Origin of the sequence: Pacificoceanicola niger (assembly GCF_048553275.1) — a bacterium.
In the GTDB taxonomy this organism is placed as follows: domain Bacteria; phylum Pseudomonadota; class Alphaproteobacteria; order Rhodobacterales; family Rhodobacteraceae; genus Pacificoceanicola.
This window is the reverse complement of the sequence record NZ_JBLZMW010000005.1, coordinates 103662-128313: the sequence shown is the minus strand read 5'-3', so window position 1 is coordinate 128313 and position 24652 is coordinate 103662. Positions and strand designations below refer to the sequence as shown.

At 63.7% G+C, this 24652-nt stretch carries 21 protein-coding genes; 15 read left to right on the top strand and 6 right to left on the bottom strand.

Annotation, left to right across the window (positions count from 1 at the left end; translation table 11 throughout):
• Nucleotides 1-29 precede the first annotated feature (29 nt).
• On the bottom strand, nucleotides 30-530 hold the full coding sequence (locus tag ACN2XU_RS08990; RefSeq protein ID WP_419410094.1) for a phage tail protein: 501 nt from the start codon (nucleotides 528-530) through the stop codon (nucleotides 30-32).
• 14 nt (nucleotides 531-544) lie between these two features.
• Nucleotides 545-2962, bottom strand: coding sequence for a phage tail sheath family protein (locus tag ACN2XU_RS08985; RefSeq protein ID WP_419410093.1), 2418 nt, complete (start codon nucleotides 2960-2962; stop codon nucleotides 545-547).
• Between the two features lie 556 nt (nucleotides 2963-3518).
• Here ACN2XU_RS08985 and ACN2XU_RS08980 point away from each other — a divergent pair.
• The 3 genes from ACN2XU_RS08980 to ACN2XU_RS08970 all read left to right on the top strand — a co-directional run bounded on the left by ACN2XU_RS08980 (nucleotide 3519) and on the right by ACN2XU_RS08970 (nucleotide 7090).
• Complete coding sequence (locus tag ACN2XU_RS08980; RefSeq protein ID WP_419410092.1) at nucleotides 3519-4733, top strand: hypothetical protein; 1215 nt, start codon at nucleotides 3519-3521, stop codon at nucleotides 4731-4733.
• Between the two features lie 220 nt (nucleotides 4734-4953).
• Nucleotides 4954-6069, top strand: coding sequence for a hypothetical protein (locus ACN2XU_RS08975; protein ID WP_419410091.1), 1116 nt, complete (start codon nucleotides 4954-4956; stop codon nucleotides 6067-6069).
• A 76-nt stretch (nucleotides 6070-6145) separates the two neighbouring features.
• A complete protein-coding gene (locus ACN2XU_RS08970; protein WP_419410090.1) occupies nucleotides 6146-7090 on the top strand; it encodes a hypothetical protein in 945 nt (314 codons plus the stop codon).
• Between the two features lie 3 nt (nucleotides 7091-7093).
• On the opposite strand, the gene ACN2XU_RS08965 is transcribed toward ACN2XU_RS08970, so the two are convergent.
• Nucleotides 7094-8011 carry a hypothetical protein gene (locus tag ACN2XU_RS08965; RefSeq protein WP_419410089.1) on the bottom strand — a complete coding sequence of 306 codons (918 nt, stop codon included), beginning with the start codon at nucleotides 8009-8011 and terminating at the stop codon, nucleotides 7094-7096.
• Nucleotides 8012-8148: 137 nt separating this feature from the next.
• On the opposite strand from ACN2XU_RS08965, the gene ACN2XU_RS08960 reads away from it, so the two are divergent.
• From ACN2XU_RS08960 to ACN2XU_RS08930, 7 genes are all read left to right on the top strand, one after another.
• A complete protein-coding gene (locus ACN2XU_RS08960; RefSeq protein WP_419410088.1) occupies nucleotides 8149-8847 on the top strand; it encodes a class I SAM-dependent methyltransferase in 699 nt (232 codons plus the stop codon).
• Entirely contained in the window at nucleotides 8825-9850 is a 1026-nt protein-coding gene (locus tag ACN2XU_RS08955; RefSeq protein ID WP_419410087.1) for an aspartate aminotransferase family protein, read from the top strand. The genes ACN2XU_RS08960 and ACN2XU_RS08955 overlap by 23 nt, the downstream gene beginning before the upstream one ends.
• Nucleotides 9847-10746, top strand: coding sequence for a GNAT family N-acetyltransferase (locus ACN2XU_RS08950; protein ID WP_419410086.1), 900 nt, complete (start codon nucleotides 9847-9849; stop codon nucleotides 10744-10746). Before ACN2XU_RS08955 ends, ACN2XU_RS08950 begins: the two co-directional genes overlap by 4 nt.
• 196 nt (nucleotides 10747-10942) lie before the next feature.
• The gene (locus tag ACN2XU_RS08945) at nucleotides 10943-13075 is read left to right on the top strand and encodes a YjbH domain-containing protein (protein WP_419410085.1); all 2133 of its coding nucleotides are present in this window, start codon (nucleotides 10943-10945) and stop codon (nucleotides 13073-13075) included.
• On the top strand, nucleotides 13054-13722 hold the full coding sequence (locus ACN2XU_RS08940; protein ID WP_419410084.1) for a YjbF family lipoprotein: 669 nt from the start codon (nucleotides 13054-13056) through the stop codon (nucleotides 13720-13722). Before ACN2XU_RS08945 ends, ACN2XU_RS08940 begins: the two co-directional genes overlap by 22 nt.
• Before the next feature lie 116 nt (nucleotides 13723-13838).
• Entirely contained in the window at nucleotides 13839-14099 is a 261-nt protein-coding gene (locus ACN2XU_RS08935) for a hypothetical protein (RefSeq protein WP_419410083.1), read from the top strand.
• Between the two features lie 140 nt (nucleotides 14100-14239).
• Nucleotides 14240-15601: a polysaccharide biosynthesis/export family protein gene (locus tag ACN2XU_RS08930; RefSeq protein WP_419410082.1), complete on the top strand. Its 1362-nt coding sequence runs from the start codon at nucleotides 14240-14242 to the stop codon at nucleotides 15599-15601.
• 185 nt (nucleotides 15602-15786) lie between these two features.
• Here the strand turns inward: ACN2XU_RS08930 and ACN2XU_RS08925 are convergent, their stop codons facing one another.
• Nucleotides 15787-17229, bottom strand: coding sequence for a mannose-1-phosphate guanylyltransferase/mannose-6-phosphate isomerase (locus ACN2XU_RS08925; protein ID WP_419410081.1), 1443 nt, complete (start codon nucleotides 17227-17229; stop codon nucleotides 15787-15789).
• A gap of 235 nt (nucleotides 17230-17464) precedes the next feature.
• A complete protein-coding gene (locus tag ACN2XU_RS08920) occupies nucleotides 17465-19795 on the bottom strand; it encodes a Tex family protein (RefSeq protein ID WP_419410080.1) in 2331 nt (776 codons plus the stop codon).
• A gap of 123 nt (nucleotides 19796-19918) precedes the next feature.
• On the opposite strand from ACN2XU_RS08920, the gene ACN2XU_RS08915 reads away from it, so the two are divergent.
• Nucleotides 19919-21310, top strand: a complete 1392-nt coding sequence (locus tag ACN2XU_RS08915; protein ID WP_419410079.1) for a phosphomannomutase — start codon at nucleotides 19919-19921, stop codon at nucleotides 21308-21310.
• Between the two features lie 24 nt (nucleotides 21311-21334).
• Here the strand turns inward: ACN2XU_RS08915 and ACN2XU_RS08910 are convergent, their stop codons facing one another.
• Complete coding sequence (locus ACN2XU_RS08910) at nucleotides 21335-21838, bottom strand: SH3 domain-containing protein (RefSeq protein ID WP_419410078.1); 504 nt, start codon at nucleotides 21836-21838, stop codon at nucleotides 21335-21337.
• Nucleotides 21839-21945: 107 nt separating this feature from the next.
• Here ACN2XU_RS08910 and ACN2XU_RS08905 point away from each other — a divergent pair, with 107 nt between their 5' ends.
• The 4 genes from ACN2XU_RS08905 to ACN2XU_RS08890 all read left to right on the top strand — a co-directional run bounded on the left by ACN2XU_RS08905 (nucleotide 21946) and on the right by ACN2XU_RS08890 (nucleotide 24640).
• A complete protein-coding gene (locus ACN2XU_RS08905) occupies nucleotides 21946-22932 on the top strand; it encodes a 2-hydroxyacid dehydrogenase (protein ID WP_419410077.1) in 987 nt (328 codons plus the stop codon).
• Entirely contained in the window at nucleotides 22889-23305 is a 417-nt protein-coding gene (locus ACN2XU_RS08900) for a CidA/LrgA family protein (RefSeq protein ID WP_419410076.1), read from the top strand. Before ACN2XU_RS08905 ends, ACN2XU_RS08900 begins: the two co-directional genes overlap by 44 nt.
• Complete coding sequence (locus ACN2XU_RS08895; protein WP_419410075.1) at nucleotides 23298-24014, top strand: LrgB family protein; 717 nt, start codon at nucleotides 23298-23300, stop codon at nucleotides 24012-24014. Before ACN2XU_RS08900 ends, ACN2XU_RS08895 begins: the two co-directional genes overlap by 8 nt.
• Before the next feature lie 113 nt (nucleotides 24015-24127).
• Complete coding sequence (locus ACN2XU_RS08890) at nucleotides 24128-24640, top strand: alkylphosphonate utilization protein (protein ID WP_419410074.1); 513 nt, start codon at nucleotides 24128-24130, stop codon at nucleotides 24638-24640.
• Nucleotides 24641-24652 lie beyond the last annotated feature (12 nt).

Below are 24652 nucleotides of genomic sequence, written 5' to 3'. Positions count from 1 at the left end.
TGCAGGCCCCGATCCCCGGGGCCACCCCGTCAGGTTTCGGCTTTTTCCGGGATTTCCTGCCGGCTCGCGCCTTCGTTCTGGATCACCAGCCGTTCGATGGCGTATCCAGCGGAATTGGCGTCCAGTTCTGGCAGCATCTCGTATTCGGAAACCCAGCAGTTGTGAATATTGTAGGCCCGGACCACCTCGCCCGCGAGGTTGTTCAGCACAATGGTCATCGGCTTGCGAAAGCCCTGGAGCGACAGAATGCCAAGCTCGCCGGGCTCGAACACCTTGCGCGCCCAGATCTCGAACTCCTTGTCCCAGGTGATGCCGCGTTCCAGCGTGATCGCCTCGGCGCTCACCAGCCCAGGGCCGATATGCTGGATGTTCGGATCGCCGCCCTGCCGATGGGTGATCGTCTCGACAGTCTGTTTGATCGACGAAACCTTGGAGACCCCGGCGACATATTTGCCATCCCACATCACCCGAAACCGAAAAGTCTTGTAGGGTTCGAACCGGTGGGCGTTCATCGGAAATTCGGTGCTCATGGCGTCTCTCCCCCTCAGGTATCCGCCTGGCCAGCGATCTGCTGGAGCGTCAGGACCACGAATTCCGCCGGTTTCAGCGCAGAGAAGCCGACGAGCACGTTCACAACGCCGACATCAATATCGGCCTGCGTGGTGGTCTCGGCGTTACATCGCACGAAATAGGCGTCGGCCTTGGTGGTGCCCTTGAAAGCACCTTCGCGGAACAACCGGCCCATGAAGGTGTCGACGTTCAGCGTGATCTGCCCCCACAGGGTTTCGCCGTTGGGTTCGAACACCGTCCATTGCAGCCCCTGGTACAGGCTCTCTTCGATGAAAAGCGCCGTGCGCCGGACGTTGATGTATTTCCATTCGCTGGCCAGCTCATTCGCCCCCGCCAAGGTGCGCGCCCCCCAGGGCCGGATGCCGGAGGACGCCTGCGTGATGCAATTCACGCCGCGCGGGTTCAGCATTCCGACATGCCCATCGGACAACTGCCGCGCCACGCCGGTGATGCCGAGGATTGGCAAATCCTGACCCGCCGGTCCTTTCCAGATGCCACGCGTCTGATCGGTGCGGGCATAGACGCCCGCCATGGCACCCGCCGGGCCGATAGACACCTGCCGACCGCCTTCGTTGATCAGGATGTTCGGATAGTAGACGGCGGCATGATCCGTCGCGACTCCGACGCGCAGCGCATCGGCGGCGGTGGCCATGTCCTGCGGCGACAGGCCGGTTTCCGGCGGATTGACGATCAGGAAGGCCCGCTGTTCCCGGCAAAACGCCGAGGCCGCGGCGATGAAGGGCTGCATGTCCTGCACCGTGGTGTTGTCCGGTGGCAGCACCATGATGTTCCAGTCGCGCACTTCTTCGTCGATCACCGCAAAAGCGTTGGTGTAATCTACCAGCTGCGGCGGGTTGCCGTCACTGGCCACGGCGCCCGCTGCTTGCTGCAGCCCGGCCACCCCTGCGGCTCCAACGGTATATCGCGGCACATTCAGCACCCGCGTGGCCGCCGCCCAGTCCGCAGGTTGCGCAACAAATGTGGGCACGTCGGTGTCGCCCGCCGTACTCGAATTCAGGGTCAGGCGCAGACCGCTTGTCGTTGCGGTCCAAGGTGAGAGGCGTGGATTGGCGGCCCGGTGTGCATTGATCGCATCACGCAGTTGGTTCAGCCGCTGGCGGACCCCGTCGTGGTTGCCGTTCGCGCTGCTGGCGTAGGTGTCCGTGACGATCTCGTCAGCGGCATTCGCACCGGGACGGGTGTCCGTGATGTTCAGCGTTGCCGGGGCTCCGGCGGCGTTCAGGCCCGGAAGATCCACCCGATCCAGTGTGCTGTTTGCCCGCGCCGAAAAGGTCCGCAGTGCGGCAGCATCGGCGAAGCGAATGCTGATCCCCGTTGGCGCCGGACGCCGCGCCGCATGGGCGCCGATTTCCAGCCCGCCGTTTGCGGGCCCCATCATCAGGGTGGCGGTGATATCCTTTCCGCCCGTTGCCGGACGCAGGCGGATATCCCCGCCATTGTCGGATGTGATCGTCAGATAGCGGGTCGGGGTGCCGCCGATCGTCGGCCCCTGTTCGCGCCCCACGGTGCAGGCAACGCCGGGCGTGCCCTGATCCTGATACGCCTGCTGAATGACGGTTTGGAGCTCCGGAGCCAGCGTATCGTCGATCACTGCGTTCGCAGAGGCGGACGCGTCGGCGGCCACCGCTGCCGCTGTGCTCGTCAGGTCCACTTCGACATAGGGCAGCCCGTCCACGGAGATCGCAAAATGCGTGCCGCCCGGGGCGCCGGGTGTGGCGTCAACCAGCGCGGTAAAGGCGTTGCGGAATGCGGCAGGTGTGTTTCCGGGCAAGGGCCGACCCATCAGCGCCATGCCATTGCTCGCCGCCGGGCCGACGTCCTGCGCATCGACCAGGGCGCTGTTTTGCGTCAGGTACGTCTCGGCATAAAGCGGATCATTCGGGTTCATCGTCAGATTGACGTAAACCTCGATCTCGCTTTCCACGTTCACACCGGCGGCGTTTGGACCCCAACGGAAGATTTCCATGTTGAAGCGGGCTTCCGGCTCCTCACCGCCATAGCTGACACGGGCGCGGATGGTCTCTCCGGTGGCCCCGGCGGCCTTGGCCGTCAGGGTCAGGGTGTTGGCCCCCGCCTCATTTTGCAAATGAACGAACGCGGGCACCGCGCCATTGGCGATCCGCATCACGTAGAGGTCGGAACCGCCATTGGTAAAGAACAGCCGGACGTAGCGCGCCATGTCGCTGACCGCGCTGTCATCGCCAAAGGTTCGGATGAACTCCGTCAGATTCGTCAGCCTGACAGGGCGGCCGATGGGGCCTTTCTGCGCCCGCCCGACGAACATTCCGATGGATGTGGAGGCCCCGGAGATGGGGCGTGCGCCGCTTGGTTTTTCAACCACGTAGACGCCGGGATAGGTAAGAGAAACCAACGTGCATCTCCCCGAATGATTTTAGAAATGAAAACGATACTACAATTATGAGTAGAGTAAGAGGCGCCAGCGATTCCGTCAACCTTTCGTTCCCGGCAAACGTGACTCGCGATTTTTCGGAGTGTTGCAACGAAGCGCGGCAGTTTTAGTGATTTAAAAACAATGATATAATAACTTTCTGGAGGTGTTGGTTGATCGTGGAGACTTCGCCACTTGCCACAAATCCGGTCGGGGGAACACGTCTGAAGAACCGTGAAAACCGACCCTCACAAAACAGGTGAAAATTTGACTCTCCTTAAGAGTGCAAATCGAAGGTCGTCCCGGGGGCCGCGCGCCCCTCGCGCTTGGCCTGTTGGCGCGCCCGCATCATCGGTCCGGGCGAGCGTGCCGTGGCTTCGGCGCAAAGAGGTAGGGGCCTCGATTGTAGCGGTGACAGTCGGAAATAAACGCCTTTTTAATCATTCGTGGACAATCTCCGGGATCAATCAGGGGCAGGGGCCGATTGTTACAAAAGGGCCGGAACTGCCCAATTCTGGGGTTTGTCAGGGCACATGCCATGAACCATTTCGCAACGTTGTACACGGGAGTGCTTTTGGGCCTTCTGACCTTGTGTGCGCCTGTATCGGCACAAACCGTGCTGAGCGGGAATTACAGCATTGATGGCCGCTTCTGTGCCGGGCCCGATTGTTGGAACACCGAGGACTTCACCAATACAACGCTGAAGTTGAAACAGGTGGAGCCTCGTCTTGTCTTCGAGGATTCTTCCACCGCCGGTTTCCCAAGCGTCGATTGGCGGATGGATGCCAATGGCTCGAGCCCGACCGAGGGAAGCTATTTCGCGATCTCCAACGTCGATGCCAACCGGACGCTGTTCACGTTGCGGGCCAATGCTCCGGCGAATGCCTTCTATCTCGATGATAGTGGAGATCTTGGCCTCGGCACGAGCATTCCGCAGGCGGATCTTCACCTCGTCGATGCCAGCAATCCCGGCATCGCCTTCGAGACGGCGGGTGGGGGGCACATGTGGCGGCTGCATGGCAACGCTGGCGGGTTCTACCTAAGCGATCCTGGCAGTAGCACGCTGCCATTCGAAATCCGGACCAATGCGCCGGACCGTGCCTTCTACATTGACGCGACCGGTAAGACCGGCCTCGGCACAGCCGCGCCTGCCGCGGCCTTGCATGTGTTGCGCACCGATGGCAGCGCGGCCTTGCGGGTGGAGAACACGGCCCCGGCGCCCGCAGCGGTGCGCGAGATGTTCAACATGACGAACAACGGCGGCTCATACTTTACCCTAACCAATACGTCAGCATCCGCATCGTGGTATTTTGTCCATGAAAACAATGCGCCCAACCGCTTTATGATCAACCACTCCGACGGCGGCGTGCAAATGGCCCTGACCCGCACCGGCGATCTCACGATCCCCGGCGCGCTGTACACCGCCGGCAGTTGTGATGCGGGCTGTGACCGGGTCTTCGACGAGGATTATCCGCTCCCCACGATTGCCGAGCAGGCGGCGATGATGCGCGAGATGAAGCACCTGCCGAACGTCGGTCCCACAGACGAGGACGGGCCTTTCAACCTCACTGCCATGACCGGCGGTATGCTCAATGAGCTGGAAAAGGCGCATCTCTACATCGGGCAACTGCACGATACGGTTTCGAAACAAGCGGCGGAAATCACAGGGCAGAGCGCGCGAATCGCGGATCAGGATGTCGCCATACGTGCCCTGCTGAACCGGGTCGCCCGGCTCGAACAAGAATCCAAATAGCAATCCAGGGTCGCATGACACGGCTCAATGCGCCCCGCGCCAGTCGTTGATCGCGAACGTCGGTATCAGGGCTGCCCTCGGGTAAGGATCACCTTACCTGAGGCCCCTGACCGGTCTTTTTTCACAAAATTTGTTGAGTTTGGGTTATACTTGCCCTCAAGCGTACCGGAATTTCGGCGCAGTTTTTTGTCTTGGCATTGTTTCTATTGGGAGAATTCTGATGGGTATCACCACAAATCATTCCGTTTTCACAACGGCGACTGTCGCTTGTCTGCTGGCTGGCAGTGCCAGTGCACAAAACTTGATCAACTCGAACACGACGATCCACAACAGCCTTTGTGTTGGCTTTGATTGTGCCACCACGGAATCCTACGGGTCCGACACCGTCCGGCTGAAGGAAAACAACCTGCGCATCCATTTCGACGACACGTCGACGGGAAGTTTTCCCAATCAGGATTGGCGCATCGAGGTGAACTCGAACGCCAATGGCGGCGGCGAATACTTCCGCGTGATGGATGCGACCGCCAACCGCAGCGTTTTCACGCTCGAAGCCAACGCACCCAGCAGCGCGCTTTACCTCGATGACGGCGGCCGCCTCGGTCTTGGCACGTCCAGTCCGGTTGTCGAAGTGCACGTGGTTGATGGCGACACGCCGACGATGAGGCTCCAACAGGATGGGTCCTCCGGCTTTGCCGCGCAATCTTGGGACCTCGCTGGTAACGAGACGAGCTTCTTTATCCGGGATGCGAGCAATGGCTCCACGCTGCCGTTCCGCATCCGGCCGACCGCGCCGAGTAACGCGCTTGTCGTGGACACCGATGGCGATGTCGGGATCGGGACTCTGACCTCCGATGCGGCCTTGCACGTCAAACGCACCGGAGCGGGCGTCAAGCAGATGATGCTTCTGGAGAACAACGGCGGTGGCTACATCACGCTGGAGAACACGGCCACAACGGAATCGTGGTTCTTCACGCATGAGAACAATGCGCCCAACCGTTTCCTGATCTCGCATTCGGATGGCGGCGTGCAAATGGCACTGAGCAAACAGGGCGACATGGTCCTCATGGGCGATCTGACCACCACCGGCGCGGTCTGCGGGTCGGGCTGTGATCGGGTGTTCGACGCGGATTACCCACTGCCGACCATCGCCGAGCAGGCCGAAATGATGTTCGCGTCCCGACATTTGCCCAATGTTGGCCCAACCGACGAAAACGGCCCGTTCAACGTGACCCAAAAAGTGGCCGGCATGCTGAACGAGTTGGAAAAGGCGCATATCTACATTGCTCAGCTCGAAGAGCGCCTGGCGTCGGTCGAATCCCGCCTTCCGGCTGAGTAAGATCCGAGTCCTTAACAAAAGGTCCTGCGTGTTGCGGGGCCTTTTGCTTGACTGAGCATCATGCCATTCTTCAGGCATGAGAACGCTTTACCTGCATATCGGCCGTGGCAAGACCGGCACCACCGCGATCCAGCGTTATTGCGCGACGCAGCGTGATGCGCTGCTGGCCGCCGGTGTCGATTACCTCATGACCGGAGACATGGGGCGCGGTCATGGCCATCAGAGCCTGGCCAAGGGCTTCATCGCGGATGTTCCTGGATACATGATCCCGGCCAACAATCCCGAGCAGGTGCGCACCGACACCGCCGCCGAGATTGCCGCCAGCGCCGCGCCAAACATCCTCCTGAGCTCGGAGAACTTTCCCTTGGCGGACATCGCGCGGGTGCGAGACTGGATAGGCACGCTGCCCGATATAGCGGCGGTGAAAGTGATCTTTTTTGTCCGCTCCCAGGATGAACTGGCGGAATCCGAGTATAATCAGATGGTTAAGCTCAAAGGGGAGGCTCGCAGTCTTGCCGATTATGCCGCCGCATTGGAAGGGGCGGATTATATGCACGAGAGCCGGGGTTGGGCGGAGGCTTTCGGCGCGGAAAACCTGATCTGCCGGGTGTTCGATGCCAGCGGCGGAGTTCTGACGGGATTTCTCGAATGTCTGCCGGTGGACCCTGCGGCCTTGCCCGAACCCACACGGGGCAACCCAACCGACGCCGCCGCCTATGCCAATAAATCGCTCGGAGCAAAGGCGCTGGGCACCGCGCTTCTGCTCAATCGGATCGAGATCGCGGAGCGTCTATCGCTTTATCGGGACCTGTTCGCCCGCTTCGAAGGGCAGGACATCCCGGCGGTGTTGATGAGCAGCGCAGAGGCCCGAGCCCTGCGCGCCCGTTTTGCCGCCAGCAACGCGGCGTTCAGCGAAACCTACCTCGGAACCCGCTGCGAGGACCTCGGTGGGCGGCGCTATGATGACGCCACACGCGATGCGCTTTTTGCGCAGGTCAAGGCGCTCAACATCGCGCCCTGAGCGTCAGGGAAACGGAAACACCCCGCCCGTCACATCACGCACCCAGGCCTGGAACACGGCGTTCGTCCCGTTGAGCGTTTCTTCCATATAGCCTTCGAACACGTCCCGATCGGCGAACACGTCGCTGCGGGAGCAGGGCAGGGGGCGCAGGTAATGCAGCAGGCCGATATTGGCCGCCTCCTCGGGGTATCGCGCCTCTGCGATCTCATCATTCGGGAAATTCCATCGCATCGGCATGGGTCGCACCGGCAGGTCAAGGTCCGCACAGGTCAGCGGGATCGAAACCTGCGGCGCCCACCATTCGTTCAGGATTTCCTCGACCATCGGCCGAATCTCCATGTCGCGGGCATGAAAGCGCCGGAGCAGTTCCGGTGTGCCCGCAAAGACGCCGAAGTTGATGTAGAACGGCGCAAGAGGGGGCCTGTGTTCGGGAAGCAGCGTGTAGCGGTAAGGCGTCGGGATTGTCTTCCCAAGCACGGCCAGCGCGATCTCTTCCCAATCTCGCTGCGGGTCGCGTTCCATGCCATCACGCGGGAAGTGGTAGTGGGCGATAGCGCCAGTCAGCGCCGGGTCGTCAATGATCTCCTGCGCCAGCGGTGCAACCGACCGCATCGGCGCCACGTCCGCATCGCAGATAAAGGAAACATCGGCGTTCGGGTCAATCAGGTCGAACCGCATATTGTGCTGGCGTACGTGAAAGCGGTTCTCCGCGCCCGGCTCATGCGCCCAATGGATGTCGATATTGGCAAAATAGGGCTGCCACCGTGCGGGGATTTCCGGCAGGTCGTGATCGCCGAACACGCAGACCAGCCGCGCCGCGGCTTCATCGCCACCCAGATGATCAAGGCACTTCCGAAAGAAGGCCATTTGCGAGAAAAAGCCGTCATTGGCGCTGCCGCAGAGCAGGAATTCAAGTTTCATCGTGTCGTGCCCGGCCTTGCCCAATCTCCTGAAGGTCTACGCCATTCAGGGGGCTGAAACAATCGCCGGTCCTGCGTGCTCTGGCTCCATGCCTTGCCCTGCGCTATACACGGCCCACAACCATGCCGGAGCACCCCTTGGACTGGAAAGCCTTCTACGACGCCCGCGTGGCCGAGCTGGATCCCGGCGCTCATCTCGCGCAGGTGGGGCACACGGTAAACGGCAAGCCGATCCCGACCGAGCATTTCAACGCGCTTCTGGCGCAGATCGCCGCCGAACTGGACATTCGCCCGGATGATCATCTGCTTGATCTGTGCTGTGGCAATGGCGTCTTCACCAGGCCGCTGGCCGAGCCCGCCAAGGCCGCGCTGGGCGTCGATATCTCGGGGGCCATGCTGCAAGTCGCGCGCGCCGATCATGCGGCGCCCAACCTGTCCTATGCCGAAATGGACGTGGCCGAGATCGCGTCACTGTCGTCCCGTCCCGAAGCGCCCTTCACCCGCGTGATGATGTATGGTGCATGGCAGCACTTCACCCCCGAAGCCGGACGCGCCATTCTGTCCGACGTGCTGCGCATTGCTGCGCCGGATTTGCGGATCTTCCTCGGCTTTGTGCCCGATGTCGCCCGCAAGGACTGTTTCTTCGACACCCCGGAACGCCGCGCGGCCCATGCCGCTCATGTGGCCGCCGGAACCGACGCCTTTGGTACATGGTGGGAGCAGGAGACCTTGGCGCATCTGGCCGCCGATCTGGGCCTTGTTTGTCGTTTTTCTGAGCTTCCGCCGCAGGTTCACGCCGCCGCCTACCGCTTCAATGCCACGCTCACCCGCGACTGACCCTCACGCCATTGGCGGTGTTTTTGCCATCGGCGCGCCCGGTGCGCCGGTGCCGGGCAACCTCTGGGAGCTCTGGACGGACGCCGCCGCGCAGGCGCTGACCTTCGTGAACGCCCGTTCCGGATTTGCACATATCCTTCAATGCCTTGCGCCACGTCGCATCTGGCTGCCTGCCTATTGCTGTGCTGACATGGCCGAAGCCACCCGCGCGCCCCTGATCTACGGCGGTGATGACACTCTGACGCCGGATGTGGATGCGCTGGACGAAGCGCTGCGGCCCGGTGATCTGGTCCTTGGTCTCAATCATTTCGGCAGGCCGAACGCGAACCTTGCCGCGCTTGCCCGCAGCCGCCCTGATGTCACCTGGGTCGAGGATTGCGCGCAGGCCGCCGATACGGGCGCGACGCCCTGGGCCGATTTACGGCTCTTCAGCCCGCGCAAGCTGCTGGCCGTGCCGGATGGTGGCATTCTCGTCGATGCCCGTGGTCTGTTGCCGGCCCCGCGCCAGCGTCCCGCCGCCACCGCGCGCCTGCGCCATGCCGGATTGATGCGGGCAGCGGATCCGCAGGATCGCAACAACGCCGCATGGTACGCCGCCTTTCAACGCGCGGAGGCGGCCATGACGGTAAGCGATCATGCCATGAGCGCCCACACCCGGAACATCTTGCAGGGCACACGGGCCGACGCGCTCATCGCGGCGCGCCGCGCCAATTACGCGCGCCTGCATGCGCATCTCTCCGATCTTGCGCTCTGGCCTGATCCTGCGCCGAAATGGACACCGCTTGGCTTTCCGATCCGCGTCCCGGATGCGGCTGCGCTTGGGGCTGGGCTCGCCAGGGAACGCATCTTTGCGCCGCGCCACTGGCCCCGGTTGGTCACCAATAACCCGCCGCCATCAGAGGCCATGCTGCAAAAGCAATTGCTCACGCTGCCTTGCGATCAACGCTATGGCGCAGCGGACATGGACCGAATCGCCGCCGCAGTCCGGACGGTGCTGAGATGACCCATCCGTACAACTCCCGCGCCTATGCGCAAACCCTGCCGGGGCGCGACCCCGTGCACATGAGCGATGCCCTCGGCGTGCCGCTGCGCCTGCGGACGATCCCGGGCACGGACCGGATCGACGCCTGCGGCGCCTACCCCATTTCGCCTGATTTGAGGGCTTGCAGCCGCGCGGCGCTCCGTGACGAGCTTTCCGCGCTGGGCGTCGTCAGCCTTGTTCTCGTTTCCGACCCGTTTTGCGCGGACACACCGCAAGGCTTTGATTTTGCGCGGCCATATAAACCGCATCATACGATTGTCCCCGGTGACGGGCCGGTTCGCTTTTCCAAGCATCACCGCGCCGAAGTCCGCCGCGCCTTGCGGCACTGCGCGGCTCGCCGGATCCCGCTGGCCGATCATCTCGCCGCGTTTATCGGCCTTTACGATACGCTGAGCGCGCGCCACGGCCTGGGCGCGCAGCATCGCTTTTCCCCGGCGCATTTCGCGCATCTTGCAGCACATCCGGAGGACTTCCCCTGCTTTGGCGCTTTTGCCGAGGATGGCGCGTTGCTGTCCGCGCATATCTGGGTCCGCGCCGGGGATCGCCTCTACAGTCACCTCGCCGCATCCAGTGAGGCGGGCTATGGCATCGGGGCGGCCTACGCGGTCTACGATGCCTCGATCAACAGCTTTGCGGAGCATCGTATCACGCTTGGCGGGGCGCCTGACAGCGCGGAGGGCCAGCAAACGTCCGGGCTTGACCGGTTCAAGCGTGGTTTTGCCAACGGCAGCCGAAGTCCGCAGTTGTGCGGTCTTATCGTCGATCGCAAGGCTTACGCCGCCCTCGCCCCAGCCAATGCGTCCGCACCGCCGTCGGGGTTCTTCCCGCTGTACCGCCGCCCACAGGGCCATAAATGAGGCGGTTGCGTTGTGCGATCTCGCCAGATGTGGTTTTTGCGGCACGGGACAGGGAGCAACGGCCCCGGTGCAGATCGCGCCCCTTTATTCCACGCGTGCAAACCGGCACAAGAAGAGCAGGCCCGCTGGGGCCTTGGCTGTCGCGTCAGGCCCGATCGGGGCCGCACCGCGCGCTGGGTGGAACAGGAGACCGCACTTGCGCCTTCGGATCGGATCCTTCGCGGTATCCCTGTGCCTCTTTGCAAGCATGGGTGGCGAGGCTGTGCCACAGACCGACCCATGGGCGCGCCCGACGCTCGCCTTCACCGGTGTGCCGGGCATGGTCGACATGCCCATCGCGCATCAGATGCGGGACGCGGATCTGACCGCCACGCTCGGCTTCGTCGACGGGACCGCCCGCACCACCTTCCATTTCCAGATCACGCCGCGCCTCTCCGGCGTGTTCCGCTACACCGCGTTTGGCGATTTCTTCAATTCCGGTGACGACTATTACGACCGCAGCTTCGATCTGCGCTATCAGCTCATGGAAGAGGGGCGATATCGCCCGGCGGTGACCATCGCCTTGCAGGATTTTGGCGGAACTGGCGTCTTTGCGGGCGAATATGTGGTCGCAACAAAGACCTTCGGCAACTTCCGCGCCACCGGTGGCATCGGCTGGGGCCGCTACGGCAGCTATAATGGCTTTATCAACCCGCTTGGCGTGCTGTCGGACCGGTTCAAGACCCGCCCCAAGCAGGTGCGCGGCGTCGGCGAAACCGGCCGTTTGGACACCAGCCAATGGTTCCGCGGGGACGCCGCGTTGTTTGGTGGTGTGGAATATGCCGTCAATGATCGCTTCCGTCTGGCGCTCGAATACTCCTCCGACAATTACCGCCTCGAACAGGCCAACACCGGGTTTGATCGTGCGTCGCCTCTGAACTTTGGCGTCAACTATCGTTTCCGCAATGGCGTCGACATGCGTGCGGGCTATCTCTACGGCAGCACGCTCGCGGTGCAGTTCAGCTATACGCTCAACGCGAAGAAGCCCACGCGCCGCGCGCCGGTGAGCGCAGGCGCGCCGCCGCCGCTCCTGGTGCGGGCGCCGGGCGCTGCTGCCGATCTTGGCTGGACCCGGCAGGCAGGCGCCGCCGAGGGGCTACGCGACAGCGTGGCGCAGGTTCTCGTCGCCGAAGGTCTCAGCCTTGATGGTTTCACGGTTGAGCCGCGCCGCGCTCTTGTGCGCTTCCGTAACCCCAGCGCAATGAATACGGCGCAATCGGTTGGACGGATTGCGCGCACCCTCAGCGTGCTCATGCCGGCTTCGATCGAACAGTTCGAGATTGTTCCGGTCTCGGCCAATGGCACGCCGCTCTCGCGCATCATCCTCCGGCGCAGCGACCTGGAGGAGCTGGAGTACGCCCCCGATGGCGCGTGGCAGACCTTCGCCCGCGCCCGGATCGAGGATGCCACGACTGGCGATCTTGCTCCGGCGTTGTCCGGACCGGCGACGCCTTCGTTCACTTGGGGCCTCGGCCCGTATCTGCAGGCCACCTATTTCGACCCTGACAGCCCGATCCGCGTGGATGTGGGCGTCGAGGGACGCTTCCGCTATGAGCCGGTCGGCGGTCTTGTCCTTTCCGGCACCCTGCGACAGCGGCTGACCGGCAACCGGGGCGACACCCGCCCTTCGGATTCCGTGCTGCAACGCGTACGATCCGACGTCGGACTCTATGCCGAGCAGGGCGAAACCGCGCTGACCAACCTGACCATCGCCCGCTACTTCCGCCCTGGCAAGGATCTCTATGGCCGGGTCACGGCGGGCTATCTCGAACCGATGTATGCCGGGGTCTCGGGCGAGGTTTTGTGGAAGCCGGTCAACAGCCGCCTCGCCCTCGGGGCCGAACTGAATTACGTGCGGCAGCGCGCCTATGATCAGGGCTTTGGCCTGCGCGATTACGAGACCGTCACCGGGCACCTGTCCGCCTATTACAAGGCGGCAAATGATTTCCACTATCAACTCGACATGGGCCGTTACCTCGCCGGGGACTGGGGTGCGACGCTGAGCGTGGATCGCGAATTCGCCAACGGCATCAGGATCGGCGCATTCGCAACGCTGACCGATGTGCCCTTCGATACCTTCGGGGAAGGCTCCTTCGACAAGGGTATTCGCTTCGATATCCCGCTTTCGGCCATCACCGGGAGCAAGTCGACACGCAGCGTTTCGCGGACGATCCGCCCGGTGCTGCGGGACGGCGGCGCGCGCCTGAACGTGATTGGCAGGCTCTACAACGATGTGCGGGATTACCATCAGGACGGCTTGCAGGAGCAATGGGGGCGGTTCTGGCGATGATGCGTCTGCTTGGGCTCCTTGGACTGCTGATGCTGGCCGCCTGCGGCAACGATGGGCTGAGCTCCGGCGCGCTGCGTGGCGTGTGGTCCTCGACGTTCGGCCAGAATGCCGCGCCGCCGAACCTGCGCGAATCGCTCACACCAGAGGCCATCGCACGGTTCAGCGGACCGCTGCTCTTTGTTGAAGTGTTCGGCAGTGGTATTCAGGCGGGCCTGACGCCGGGGCCACGTAATGGTGCGGTGCAGCAGTGGAACACGCAGGATGGCGCCAGCCTCAGCCTGATCGGCGGGGTTGTGACCGCCAGCCGCGCCCTTGGCGACGATCTGATCTCGGCGGATGTCTCCGACGTTGTCGCCGCGCTGCGCCGTGGCGCGAAACGGGGCGTGCGCGTGCATCGCTACCTCACCCACGAAAACAGCCTCGAAATCCGCGCTTTCAAATGTGACTATACGCAGGCAGGGCGGGAAACCGCGCAAACCCTGGCGGGCAGCTTTGCCGCGCGCCGGGTCGACGAGAGTTGTTTTGACAGTGGCGGATTGCGAATCGACAACAGCTATTGGATCGACGGCTCCGGCGTGGTTCGCAAATCCCGCCAATGGCTCAGTCCCCTTGTCGGATATGTCCTGATCGAGCGTTTGAAAGACTGATAATGCGGCATCCGTCGCCTATTTGCGGCAAGCTTACCGAAAGGTTAACTGCTTGCGTTGCGCGAAAGTGGTGGATGGTGTACGCCCGAACCAGAATGATTTTCGGAGTGCAAATCATGAAACAGAAAGTTCTTACGTCTTTCGTGCTGATTGCAGCCATGGCGGGCGCGACGGCTGTGCCGGCGCAGCAGCAGGAATGTGACAGCGACCAGTCCACGGCGCAAACCGACGATGACTGCACGATCCTTGGCGGCCTCTTCGGTGCCGGCGGCGGTGGCGGTGCGGCCGTTATCGCGGGCGTTGCAGCAGCGGCTGCAATTGCTGGCGGCGGTGGCGGCGGCGGAGGTGAAACGCCCAACACCTTCCCACAACAGTAAGTCCGGATCTCCGGCGGTTTGAAATAATGAGGCGAACCTGCATCGGGTTCGCCTTTTTTCGTGGCAGGACCGCCGAAAACTGGCACCTCCAGGCGCGACCGACTAAAACCGGATCATATCACGGACCGAAGGATTTCCCGATGCTCAGGCCATTTTTCGCCACTCTGGCATTTGTCGCTCTTCTGGGATGCGACGTGGTGTACCAATCCCCGAGCGTCAATCCTTTGAATGACGATGACACGAAGGTCCGGGTCGTGCAGATGACCCCTGAAACCGTGCTCTCGGCAAACCGCTCTGCTTACCGTCCGAAACAGCTTCCCGGCGTGTTCTTTGCCGCTGCAGGCGCAGGTGCCAACCCGCGCGGGAGCGGCGCGCTGCCGCGTCCGTTCGAGGATCCGGGCCGCGCCAGCAGCCTGCTCGAAACCCGTGTTCCGCCGCAGGTCACTGACGCGCCATACCGCATCGGGGTGGGCGATGTGCTTTTGCTCGCCACGCCCCAGAGCGGCAACACTGTCGAACAACTCACCGGACTGCTGGCCGCCTCGAACTCGCGGCAGGGCTATACCGTGCAGGACGACGGTGCCATCGCCATCCCGAATGTCGGCCGCGTGCAGGTGCGCGGCATGACCATTGATCAGGCCGAAGCCGAGCTGTTTCAAAGGCTGGTGGAAAACCAGATCGACCCGACCTTCAGCCTCGAAATCGCCGAGTTCAACTCACGCAAGGTCTCGATCGGTGGCGCGGTGGCGCAGCCTGCCGTGGCCTCCATCGGTCTCACGCCGCTTTATCTCGACGAGGCGCTTGCCGCTGCGGGTGGGGTGAATGCCGAGAATCTCGATTATGCCTCTGTCCGGATCTATCGTGACGGCACGCTCTACCAGATCCCGCTCAACGAGCTTTATTCCAATCGCGGTCTGCAACGCACCCGCCTCCAGGCAGGCGACAGCGTCTTTGTCGACACCGAACTGCAATTGGGCCAGGCGCAGGCCTACTTCGAGCAGGAAATCCGCACGGCACAGTTCCGCCAATCGGCGCGGATCAACGCCCTGAACGAGCTGCAGGCCGAGGTGAATATCCGCCGCAACGCCATGCAGGACACCCGGCAGAATTATCTCACCCGGCTGGAACTGGACTCGGTCGAGCGCGATTACGTTTACCTCACCGGCGAAGTGTCGGAGCAGAGCCGCTACCCGCTGCCCTTCGGCAAGACCGCCTCGCTGGCCGACGCGCTCTACAGCAACGGCGGCGTTCCGACAGAGACGGGCAATGTGCGGGAAATCTACGTTCTGCGCGGCTCCGAGGATGCGCGCGAATTCGGTGCGGTCACAGCATGGCAACTCGACGGGCGCAACGCCGCAAATTTCATGCTCGCCACGCGCTTTCAACTTCGGCCCAATGACGTGATCTTTGTCTCCGAGCAGCCGGTGACCCGCTGGAGCCGCGTCATCCGCCAGATCACCCCGTCGATCATCACCACCACGGTGGCGGCCGCCGCGAACTGAGGTTTCGCCGCGCTTGCGCGCGGCGACCGGCGCGCCTGCGGCGCGGGAGGGGGCGCTGCCCCCATCGCAGCAAAGCTGCGACTCCCCCGAGGTATTTTGGGACCAAAGACGTCAAAGCGGCACCCGAATGATGTCAGGTGCCGCCTTGTTCTTGAAGATTCTCGATCGGTGGTGGCGCGGGGCGATTATCCGCGCGCGTAGACGTCCTCATAGCGCACGATGTCGTCCTCGCCGAGATAGGTTCCGGTTTGTACTTCGATCAGCACCATCGGCACCTTGCCCGGGTTTTCCATTCGGTGCACCGCGCCGAGCGGGATGTAGACGGACTGGTTTTCGGTCAGGAGCGTGACCTCGTCATCGACGGTCACCTTCGCGGTGCCTTCCACGACGATCCAGTGTTCGGAGCGGTGGAAGTGGCTTTGCAGCGACAGTGACGCGCCCGGATGCACGAGAATGCGCTTTACCTGGAAACGCTGGCCGATCACGAGGCTCTCGAACCAGCCCCACGGGCGGTGATCCTTCGGGAACTGCGCGGCTTGCAGCGATCCCTTCTTCTTCAGCGCGGAGACGGCCTTGCGCACGTCCTGCGCGCGGCTCATGTCGGCCACCAGAACCGCGTCGTTCATCGCCACGGCCATGACATTGTTCAGGCCGATGCCGACAATCTCCAGGTTTGGATCCTCGGAGCGCAGCAGCGTGTCGTGGCAGTCGATGGCGGTGGCGTTGTCATCGGCCACCACGCCCTGCGCGTCCGGACCGCTTTCGCGCCACACTGCGTCCCAGCCGCCAAGGTCGGACCAGCCGCCCGCGAACGGCACGACGGAGAGGTTGTCCGCCTTCTCCATGACCGCGTAGTCGATCGAGATGTCCGCCGCGCCGCTCCACGGCTCCGGCGCCAGCCGCAGGAAGCCGAGGTCCGCTTGCGCATCTGCCACCGCGGCCTTGACCGGTGCGCAGAGATCATGCGCGTGCTTTTCGAAAGCGGCGATGATGTCGGAGGCGCGGAACAGGAAGATCCCCGCGTTCCACAGGTAGTTGCCAGCCTTCAGCATCTCGGATGCGCGGGCCTCGTCGGGCTTTTCGACGAAGCGGGTCAGGGCCACGGCCGCGCCGGTCTCGTCGGGACGGCCAGCCAGCTCCAGATAGCCGTAGGCGGTTTCCGCATGGGTCGGCGCGATGCCGAAGGTCACGAGTTTACCCTCTTCGACGGCCGCGAGGCCGCGCGCGACAGCCGCATGAAATGCCGCCGCGTCGGGCACAACATGGTCGGACGGCGCCACCAGAAGCACGGCATCGGGATTGCTCTGCGAGGCATGCAGCGCGGCGGCCAGAACGGCGGGCGCGGTGTTGCGGCCTTCCGGTTCGATCAGCACCGCTCCGGGATCAATGCCCACCTCGGCGAGTTGTTCGGTCACGATAAAACGGAAATCGGCGTTGGTCAGCACCATCGGCTTGTCAAAGGCCAGCGCTTCGGTTTCGCCGGACATGCGCCGGGAGGAGGCCTGAAACAGGGTCTCTTCTCCCATCAGCTTGGCGAATTGTTTGGGGTAGCTCTTGCGGGAGAGCGGCCATAGGCGCGTGCCGGACCCGCCGCAGAGAATGACAGGAATAATTGTCGTGAAAGCCATTTTTGGAAACCTGTTCTGGAGGTGCTGCGCCATGCTTAGCAAATGAAAACAGGCAGGCCAATCCGCGTTCTGCGTTGCAGAATGAACTTCGCCGGCAAGGGAAGGGTTTGCAGCCTTGGGTTTGGTGGAAATCGACCGTGTCTCCGGCGGCGCGGCGCGACAGGCGCGCGGCGCGTTGGCCCGGACGGGTCTTCCGCGCTGGATTGCTCGATAGAACGGCTGGCAGAAGGGCCTTTTATCGGCCCTTCTTCATCGCATCGAGCAAAGCTGCGCCGAGAGCGCTCGTGCTGCCCCCACTGTCGCCCTTGCTCTTTGGTGGCGGCCCTTTTGGACCGCGTGGTGCGCTGCTGCGGGGGGCATCGCGCCGGTCCTGACGCTCGGGACGCACGCCGCCCTGTCCGCCGTCCTTGCGCATCGACAGTCCAATGCGTTTGCGCGGCACGTCCACTTCGGTGACCGTCACGGTCACCACGTCGCCGGCTTTCACCACCTCGTGTGGGTCTTTCACGAATTTGTCCGCCAGTTGGCTGATGTGAACCAACCCGTCCTGATGCACGCCGACGTCTACAAATGCGCCAAATGCCGCGACATTGGTCACCGTGCCCTCAAGCCGCATCCCGGCCTTGAGATCCTTGATGTCCTCGACCCCGTCGGCAAAGCTCGCGGTCTTGAAATCCGGACGCGGATCGCGGCCGGGCTTTTCCAGCTCCGAAAGAATATCGCGCACCGTCGGGAGGCCGAAGGTGTCGTCGACAAACTGCTCCGCGCGCAGCCCTCTCAAAGCGGTGCCATCGCCCATGATCGCGCGGATGTCGCGCCCGCAGGCCTTCACGATTTTCCGGGCCACGCCATAGGCTTCGGGGTGGACGGAGGAGGCATCCAGAGGCTCGTCACCACCCTGGATACGCAGGAAACCGGCGCATTGCTCGAAGGTCTTGGCGCCCAGCCCCGGCACCTTCATCAGCGCCTTGCGCGAGCCGAACGCGCCATTGGCGTCGCGGTGATCCACGATCGCCTGCGCGATATTGGCGCTCAGCCCGGCGATGTAGGACAGCAGCGGCGCGGAGGCCATGTTGAGGTCCACACCCACGGCGTTCACCGCATCCTCGACAACCGCTTGCAGCGCCTGGGCCAGCCGCCGTTGATCCACGTCGTGCTGATATTGGCCGACGCCGATGCTCTGCGGTTCGATCTTCACCAGCTCGGCCAGCGGGTCCTGCAAACGGCGCGCGATGGACACCGCGCCGCGCAGGCTGACGTCCAGATCGGGGAATTCCTTCGCCGCCAGTTCGGACGCCGAATAGACCGAGGCACCCGCCTCCGAGACGATCACCTTGGTCGGCGCGGGGCTTCCCTTCGGCAGCAGTTTGAGGGTCTCTCCGACAAGCCGCTCCGTCTCGCGGCTGGCTGTGCCGTTGCCGATGGCGATCAGCGACACGCCGTGGCGTTTGACCATGTCGAGGATTTTCGCCTCGGCCCCGCGCACGTCCATTTTCGGCTGGAACGGATAGAGCGTTGCCGTCTCCATCACCTTGCCGGTGGCATCCACCACCGCTGCCTTCACCCCGGTGCGAATGCCGGGATCAAGGCCCAGTGTCGCCTTTGCCCCCGCCGGTGCGGCCAAAAGCAAGTCTTTCAAATTCCGGGAAAATACCTCGATCGCGGACTCATGCGCCCGCTTGCGCAGATCCGAAAGCAAATCGACATACATCGACAGGCTCAGCTTGATCCGCCATGTCCAGGCGGCTGCGTCGCGCAGCCACAGATCACCGGGCTGATCGCCCTTGGTGCCCAGCACACTGGCCACCATCCCGACCGCGCGCGGCACGCCGGTCTCCGCATCAGGGGCGATCTCGATGGTGACGATCTCCTCCTTCGCGGCGCGCAGAATGGCCAGCGCCCGGTGTGCCGGGATGTCCGCCCACTTCTCCGAATGGTCGAAATAGTCGGAAAACTTCGCGCCTTCCTGCTCCTTGCCGGGCTGCACGCGCGCCGAAATGCGCGCCTCCGCCTGCATGAAGCTCCGCAGCCGCCCGAGCAGATCGGCATTCTCGCTCAATTCCTCGGCCAGAATATCGCGCGCCCCCTCCAGCGCCTTCTTCACATCCGGCACCTCGGCATTGAGATAGCCCGCCGCCAGCGTCGCCGGGTCTTTGCTCCGGTCGTCGATGATTCCGCGCAGCAGCGGCTCCAACCCGTTTTCCCGTGCGATCATCGCCCGCGTGCGGCGCTTGGGCTTGTAGGGCAGATAAATGTCTTCCAGTGTCGCCTTCGTCTCGGCGCCCGCGATCTGCCGCGCCAGTGCGTCGGTCAGCTTGCCCTGATCCTTGATCGACGACAGGATCGTCGCCCGCCGCGCTTCCATGTCGCGCAGATAGCCAAGCCGGTCGTTGAGCGTGCGCAGCTGCGTGTCGTCCAGACCCCCGGTCACCTCCTTGCGGTAGCGCGCCACGAAAGGCACCGTCGCGCCCCCGTCCAGCAATTCAACAGCGGCCGTCACCTGTTTCGGTGTGGCGTTGATCTCGGTGGCGATGGTGCGGCTGATGCGATCGAGGGTGTCGGACAAGGGGGCCTCCTGCACTGTGGGAAGACCGTGATAGCCGTGCCCCGACCCCCCTGCAAGCGGCCAAATCGGTTGCCTTTGCCGTCTGCCTTGGGCATCAACGGCTTAACGACAAAGGAGAGCGGAATGGCGCCGAAATTCGGAACTTCCGGCCTGCGCGGGCTGGTTACGGAGCTGACCGAAGATCTGGTCACGGATTACACAACCGCCTTCCTCGCGGCCTGCCCGCATGGCGGCGCGGTTCACGTGGGCCGCGATCTGCGCCCGTCTTCGCCGCAAATCGCCGAATGGGTGCTGCGCGCGATCGAGGGCGCCGGGGTGCAGGCCATTGACTGTGGCGTATTGCCGACACCGGCCCTGGCCCTGTCGTCTCTGGACGCGGGGCAGGCTGCGATCATGGTCACCGGCAGCCATATCCCGGCGGATCGTAACGGCCTCAAGTTCTACGTTCCCACCGGAGAGATCACCAAACCCGACGAAGAGGCAATCACCGCCAACCGTGGCAAGAGCCTGTCCAGGGGCGACGCTCCGCAGCGCCAGACCCGCAACGCCGTGACCGATTACACGCAGCGCTACGTGATCGGCTTTGGCGAGGCCCTGCGCGGCCTGCGCGTCGGGGTTTATCAACACAGCTCCGTGGCCCGCGACGTGATGGTCGATGTGCTCAGGACGCTCGGGGCGGAGGCGGTGCCGCTTGCCCGCTCCAACACCTTCATCCCCGTCGACACCGAGGCACTCGACCCGGATACGCGCGCGATGCTGGCGGGATGGTGCGCGGAGAACGGCCTTGATGCCATCATCTCCACCGATGGCGATGCCGACCGCCCCATGGTCGCCGATGCCGCCGGGCGAGTGATCCCCGGCGATGTCCTCGGCGCACTGACCGCGCGGGCGCTCGGGGCCAAGGTGCTCTGTACCCCGGTCAGCTCCAACACCATGATCAGCCACATGCCGGAGTTCGAGCGCATCACCCTGACGCGCATCGGCTCGCCCTATGTCATTGCGGCCATGGAAGACACGCTGGCGCAGGACAGCGGCGCGAAGGTCGTCGGCTACGAGGCCAACGGCGGGTTCCTTCTTGGGTTCGAGGCGCATGGCCCGGCGGGTCCGCTGGCGCCGCTGCTCACCCGCGATTGCCTGCTGCCGATTCTCGCGCCACTGGCCGAGGCCGCAAAGCAGGGCATTTCACTGGCCGCTCTGGCCGATGCGCTGCCGCCGCGCTTTACGGCCGCCGACCGCATCGCCGGGATCGAGACGGACCGTTCCAAAGCCTTCATCGCCGCGCTCAGCGCCGATGCGGACACGCGCGCCAGCTTCTTTCGCGACACCGGCAGCGAAGCGCGGCTCGATGAAACCGATGGTCTGCGTGTGACCTTTGCCTCCGGCGACATCGTGCACCTGCGCCCCTCTGGCAATGCGCCGGAGTTCCGTTGCTACGCAGAAGCGGGCAGCGCAGAGCGGGCGCTGGAATTGGTTACGGTCTACCTGAAAAAACTGCGGCACCAATTGGCGGACTGATTGCACGGCGGGGTCCGGGGGAGATTACTCCCGGACCTCATCCGCATCGACGCCCCAAAGCGCGGTCTTCGGCGCCCAGCCTTCAAATCCGCCCGCGCTCAGCTCGCAGGCGCTCACCGTGCACTCGCCCAGATCCGCAACAACGCCCAGTTCAAGCATCGCGGTCACCGGGCTGTTCAAGTCGGCGCGTTGGTGAAGTTTCAGCATGTCCTCTTCAACCAGAACGGTGCGCACGCCGGACAGCAACGAATAATGCACCCAGCCGCCCGCGCCGTCACGGTCGCGGACCCGGCGCCAATGGCCATGCTCTGCGGTCACCTCAAGCGGCATGCCCCGGCGTTTGTAGACCCAGTCAATGCGATGGGTCAGCGACGGCCCGCGCCGCACGTTGCCCTCGGATGCCTTCATCGAGACAAACCGCGGCAGGGGCAGGTTTGTCACAGCGCCGCGATTTTCCGCAGCCGTCGCGGCCCCCGCCCCGGCGAGGACCAGAAGAGAAAGGGAAAAGCCCCGGAATATCCTGAACATACCGCTCATCCGCCTGATTATATTTGGTTCGGGGTTCTTGCGCCCCAAATCCCTTTGACGCACTGTGCCACAAGGCCCCGAACGGGGGAAGCAACGGGAGAGCGGGAATGCCATCAAAACGTCTGAGTGTTGTCGTGACGCGACGCCTGCCCGAAGTGGTCGAGACGCGCCTGACGGAGCTCTTCGACGTGCGCCTTCGGTCCGACGATGCGCCGATGACGCGCGGTGAGTTGATCGACGCGGTGCGGGAGGCGGACGTCCTGATCCCTACGGTCTCCGATGTAATCGACGCCGGGCTGATCGGACAGGCGGGCGAAAATCTCAAGCTGATCGCCAACTATGGCGCCGGGTTTGACCATATCGACGTGGCCACGGCGCGGCAGCGCGGCATTCTGGTTTCCAACACGCCCGGCGTGGTGACCGAGGATACCGCCGACATGGTTCTTGCTCTGATTCTCGGCGTGACCCGCCGCATTCAGGAAGGCATGGAGGTGATGCAGACCGGCGACTGGAAGGGCTATGCCCCAACCGCGCTGCTTGGCACCCGGCTTGGCGGAAAACGGCTCGGCATTCTGGGCATGGGCCGGATCGGACAGGCGGTGGCGCGGCGCGCGGCGGCCTTCGGGATGCAGATCCATTATCACAACCGCCGCCGCCTGCGCGGCGAGATCGAGGACAATCTTCAGGCCACCTATTGGGACAGCCTCGACCAGATGGTCGCGCGGATGGATATCATCAGCGTAAATTGCCCCCACACGCCCAGCACCTATCACCTGCTGAACGCGCGGCGGCTGAAACTGCTGAAACCCTCCGCCGTGATCATCAACACATCGCGCGGCGAAGTGCTGGACGAAAATGCGCTGACCCGGATGCTGAAATCCGGAGAGCTCGGCGGGGCCGGCCTCGATGTCTACGAACACGGCATCAAGGGCAATCCGGAGCTTGGCGGGATGTCCAACGTGGTGATGCTGCCGCATATGGGTTCCGCCACGCAGGAAGGTCGCGTCGAGATGGGCGAGAAGGTCATCATCAACGTCAAGACTTTCGCCGATGGCCACCGCCCGCCCGACCAGGTCGTGCCTGCCATGCTGTGATCGCGCCTTTCCGATGCAGATGATCCGCGTCCTACTGGTGCTGCTGATCTATCAGCTGGCTGGGGAAACGCTGTCCCGGGGGCTGGACCTGTCCATTCCCGGCCCTGTATTCGGTCTTGCGGGGCTGTTCGTCACGCTGCTGATGGTGCCCCGGCTGGCGGAGTACATGCGGGCGACGGTGACCGGGCTGCTCAGCCACCTGTCGCTGCTGTTTGTCCCGGCGGGCGTCGGGGTCGTGGCGCATCTGGATACATTCGGACGCGACGGGCCGGGGCTTTTCGTGGCGCTGTTCGGCAGCACGGTGCTCGCGATTCTTGCAGGGGTCGGAGCGTTCCTGCTGGTGGTGCGGATGACGGGAGGCCGCGATGGATGAGGCCGTCGCCCTCTGGAGCTACCTCGCGCGCGAGCCACTGCTCTGGCTGACGCTGACGCTTGGCGCCTATGTCATTGCCGACCGGTTGTCCGAGGCGCTGAACCGCCACGCGCTGGCCAATCCGGTGCTGATCTCGGTGATTCTTCTGGCGGTCATTCTCAAAGTCACCACCACACCCTACACCACCTACTTCAAGGGTGCGCAATTCGTGCACTTCATGCTTGGCCCCGCAACTGTTGCGCTGGCCCTGCCGCTTTACTTCAACCTGGGGCGGGTAAAGGAAAGCCTGCTGCCGATGGCGGCGGCGCTGCTGGCGGGCTCGCTGACGGCGATCTTTTCAGCGCTGGGCATCGCCTGGGCCATGGGCGTGCGCGGGCAGGCGCTGCTGTCTCTGGCCCCGAAATCGGCCACCGCGCCGGTGGCGCTTGGCGTGTCCGAAGCGATTGGCGGGCAGCCATCGCTGACGGCGGTGCTGGTGATCCTGACCGGCATCACCGGCGCGATCGTCGCAACGCCCATGCTGAACATGCTGGGGGTTTCTGACTGGCGTGCGCGCGGCTTTGCCGTGGGCGTGGCGGCGCATGGCATTGGCACAGCCCACGCTTTCCGCATCCACGAAACCGCAGGCGCCTTTGCCGGGATTGGCATGGGGCTGAACGCAGTGCTGACGGCGGTGCTCGCGCCTTTGGTGGTGGGGCTGTTGTTTTGACGCGGGAGCGGGGCATAGCCCCGCCCTACGGACCGCCTGCGCGATAGGACGCATGGACAGGATGCAGGGCCTGGGGTCTATGGGCGCTAACCCGAGATCGAAGGAAAACACCGATGACCCAATGCGCCCTGTGCAAGGCCGATGACGCCAGCCCCGTGAGTGTTGCCCCGAAGGACGACACCGTCCCGCTTTGCGCGACCTGCGCCGATGGTGTGGCCAACGGCCCGCAGGACGCCCCGCATTGGCAGTGCCTGAACGAGGCGATCTGGAGCACGGAGCCCGCCGAACAGGTGCTCGCCTACCGGTTGCTGCATCGACTGGACGCGGCCTGGGCCAATGATCTTCTGGAGATTGCCTATCTCGAACCCGAAGTCTTGGAATGGGCCGAGGCGGGGATGCCCTCGGGCGAAGCGATCGTGCACAGGGATGTCAATGGCACGGTCCTGCAGAACGGCGATACCGTCACGTTGATCAAGGCTTTGCCGGTCAAGGGCGCGGGCTTTACCGCCAAACAGGGCACCGCCGTTCGCAAGATTTCGCTTGAGGCCGACAATGCGGAGCATATTTCGGGCCGTGTCGAGGGGCAGCGGATCGTGATCCTGACGAAATTCGTGAAGAAGAGCTGACGGGGTCCACGC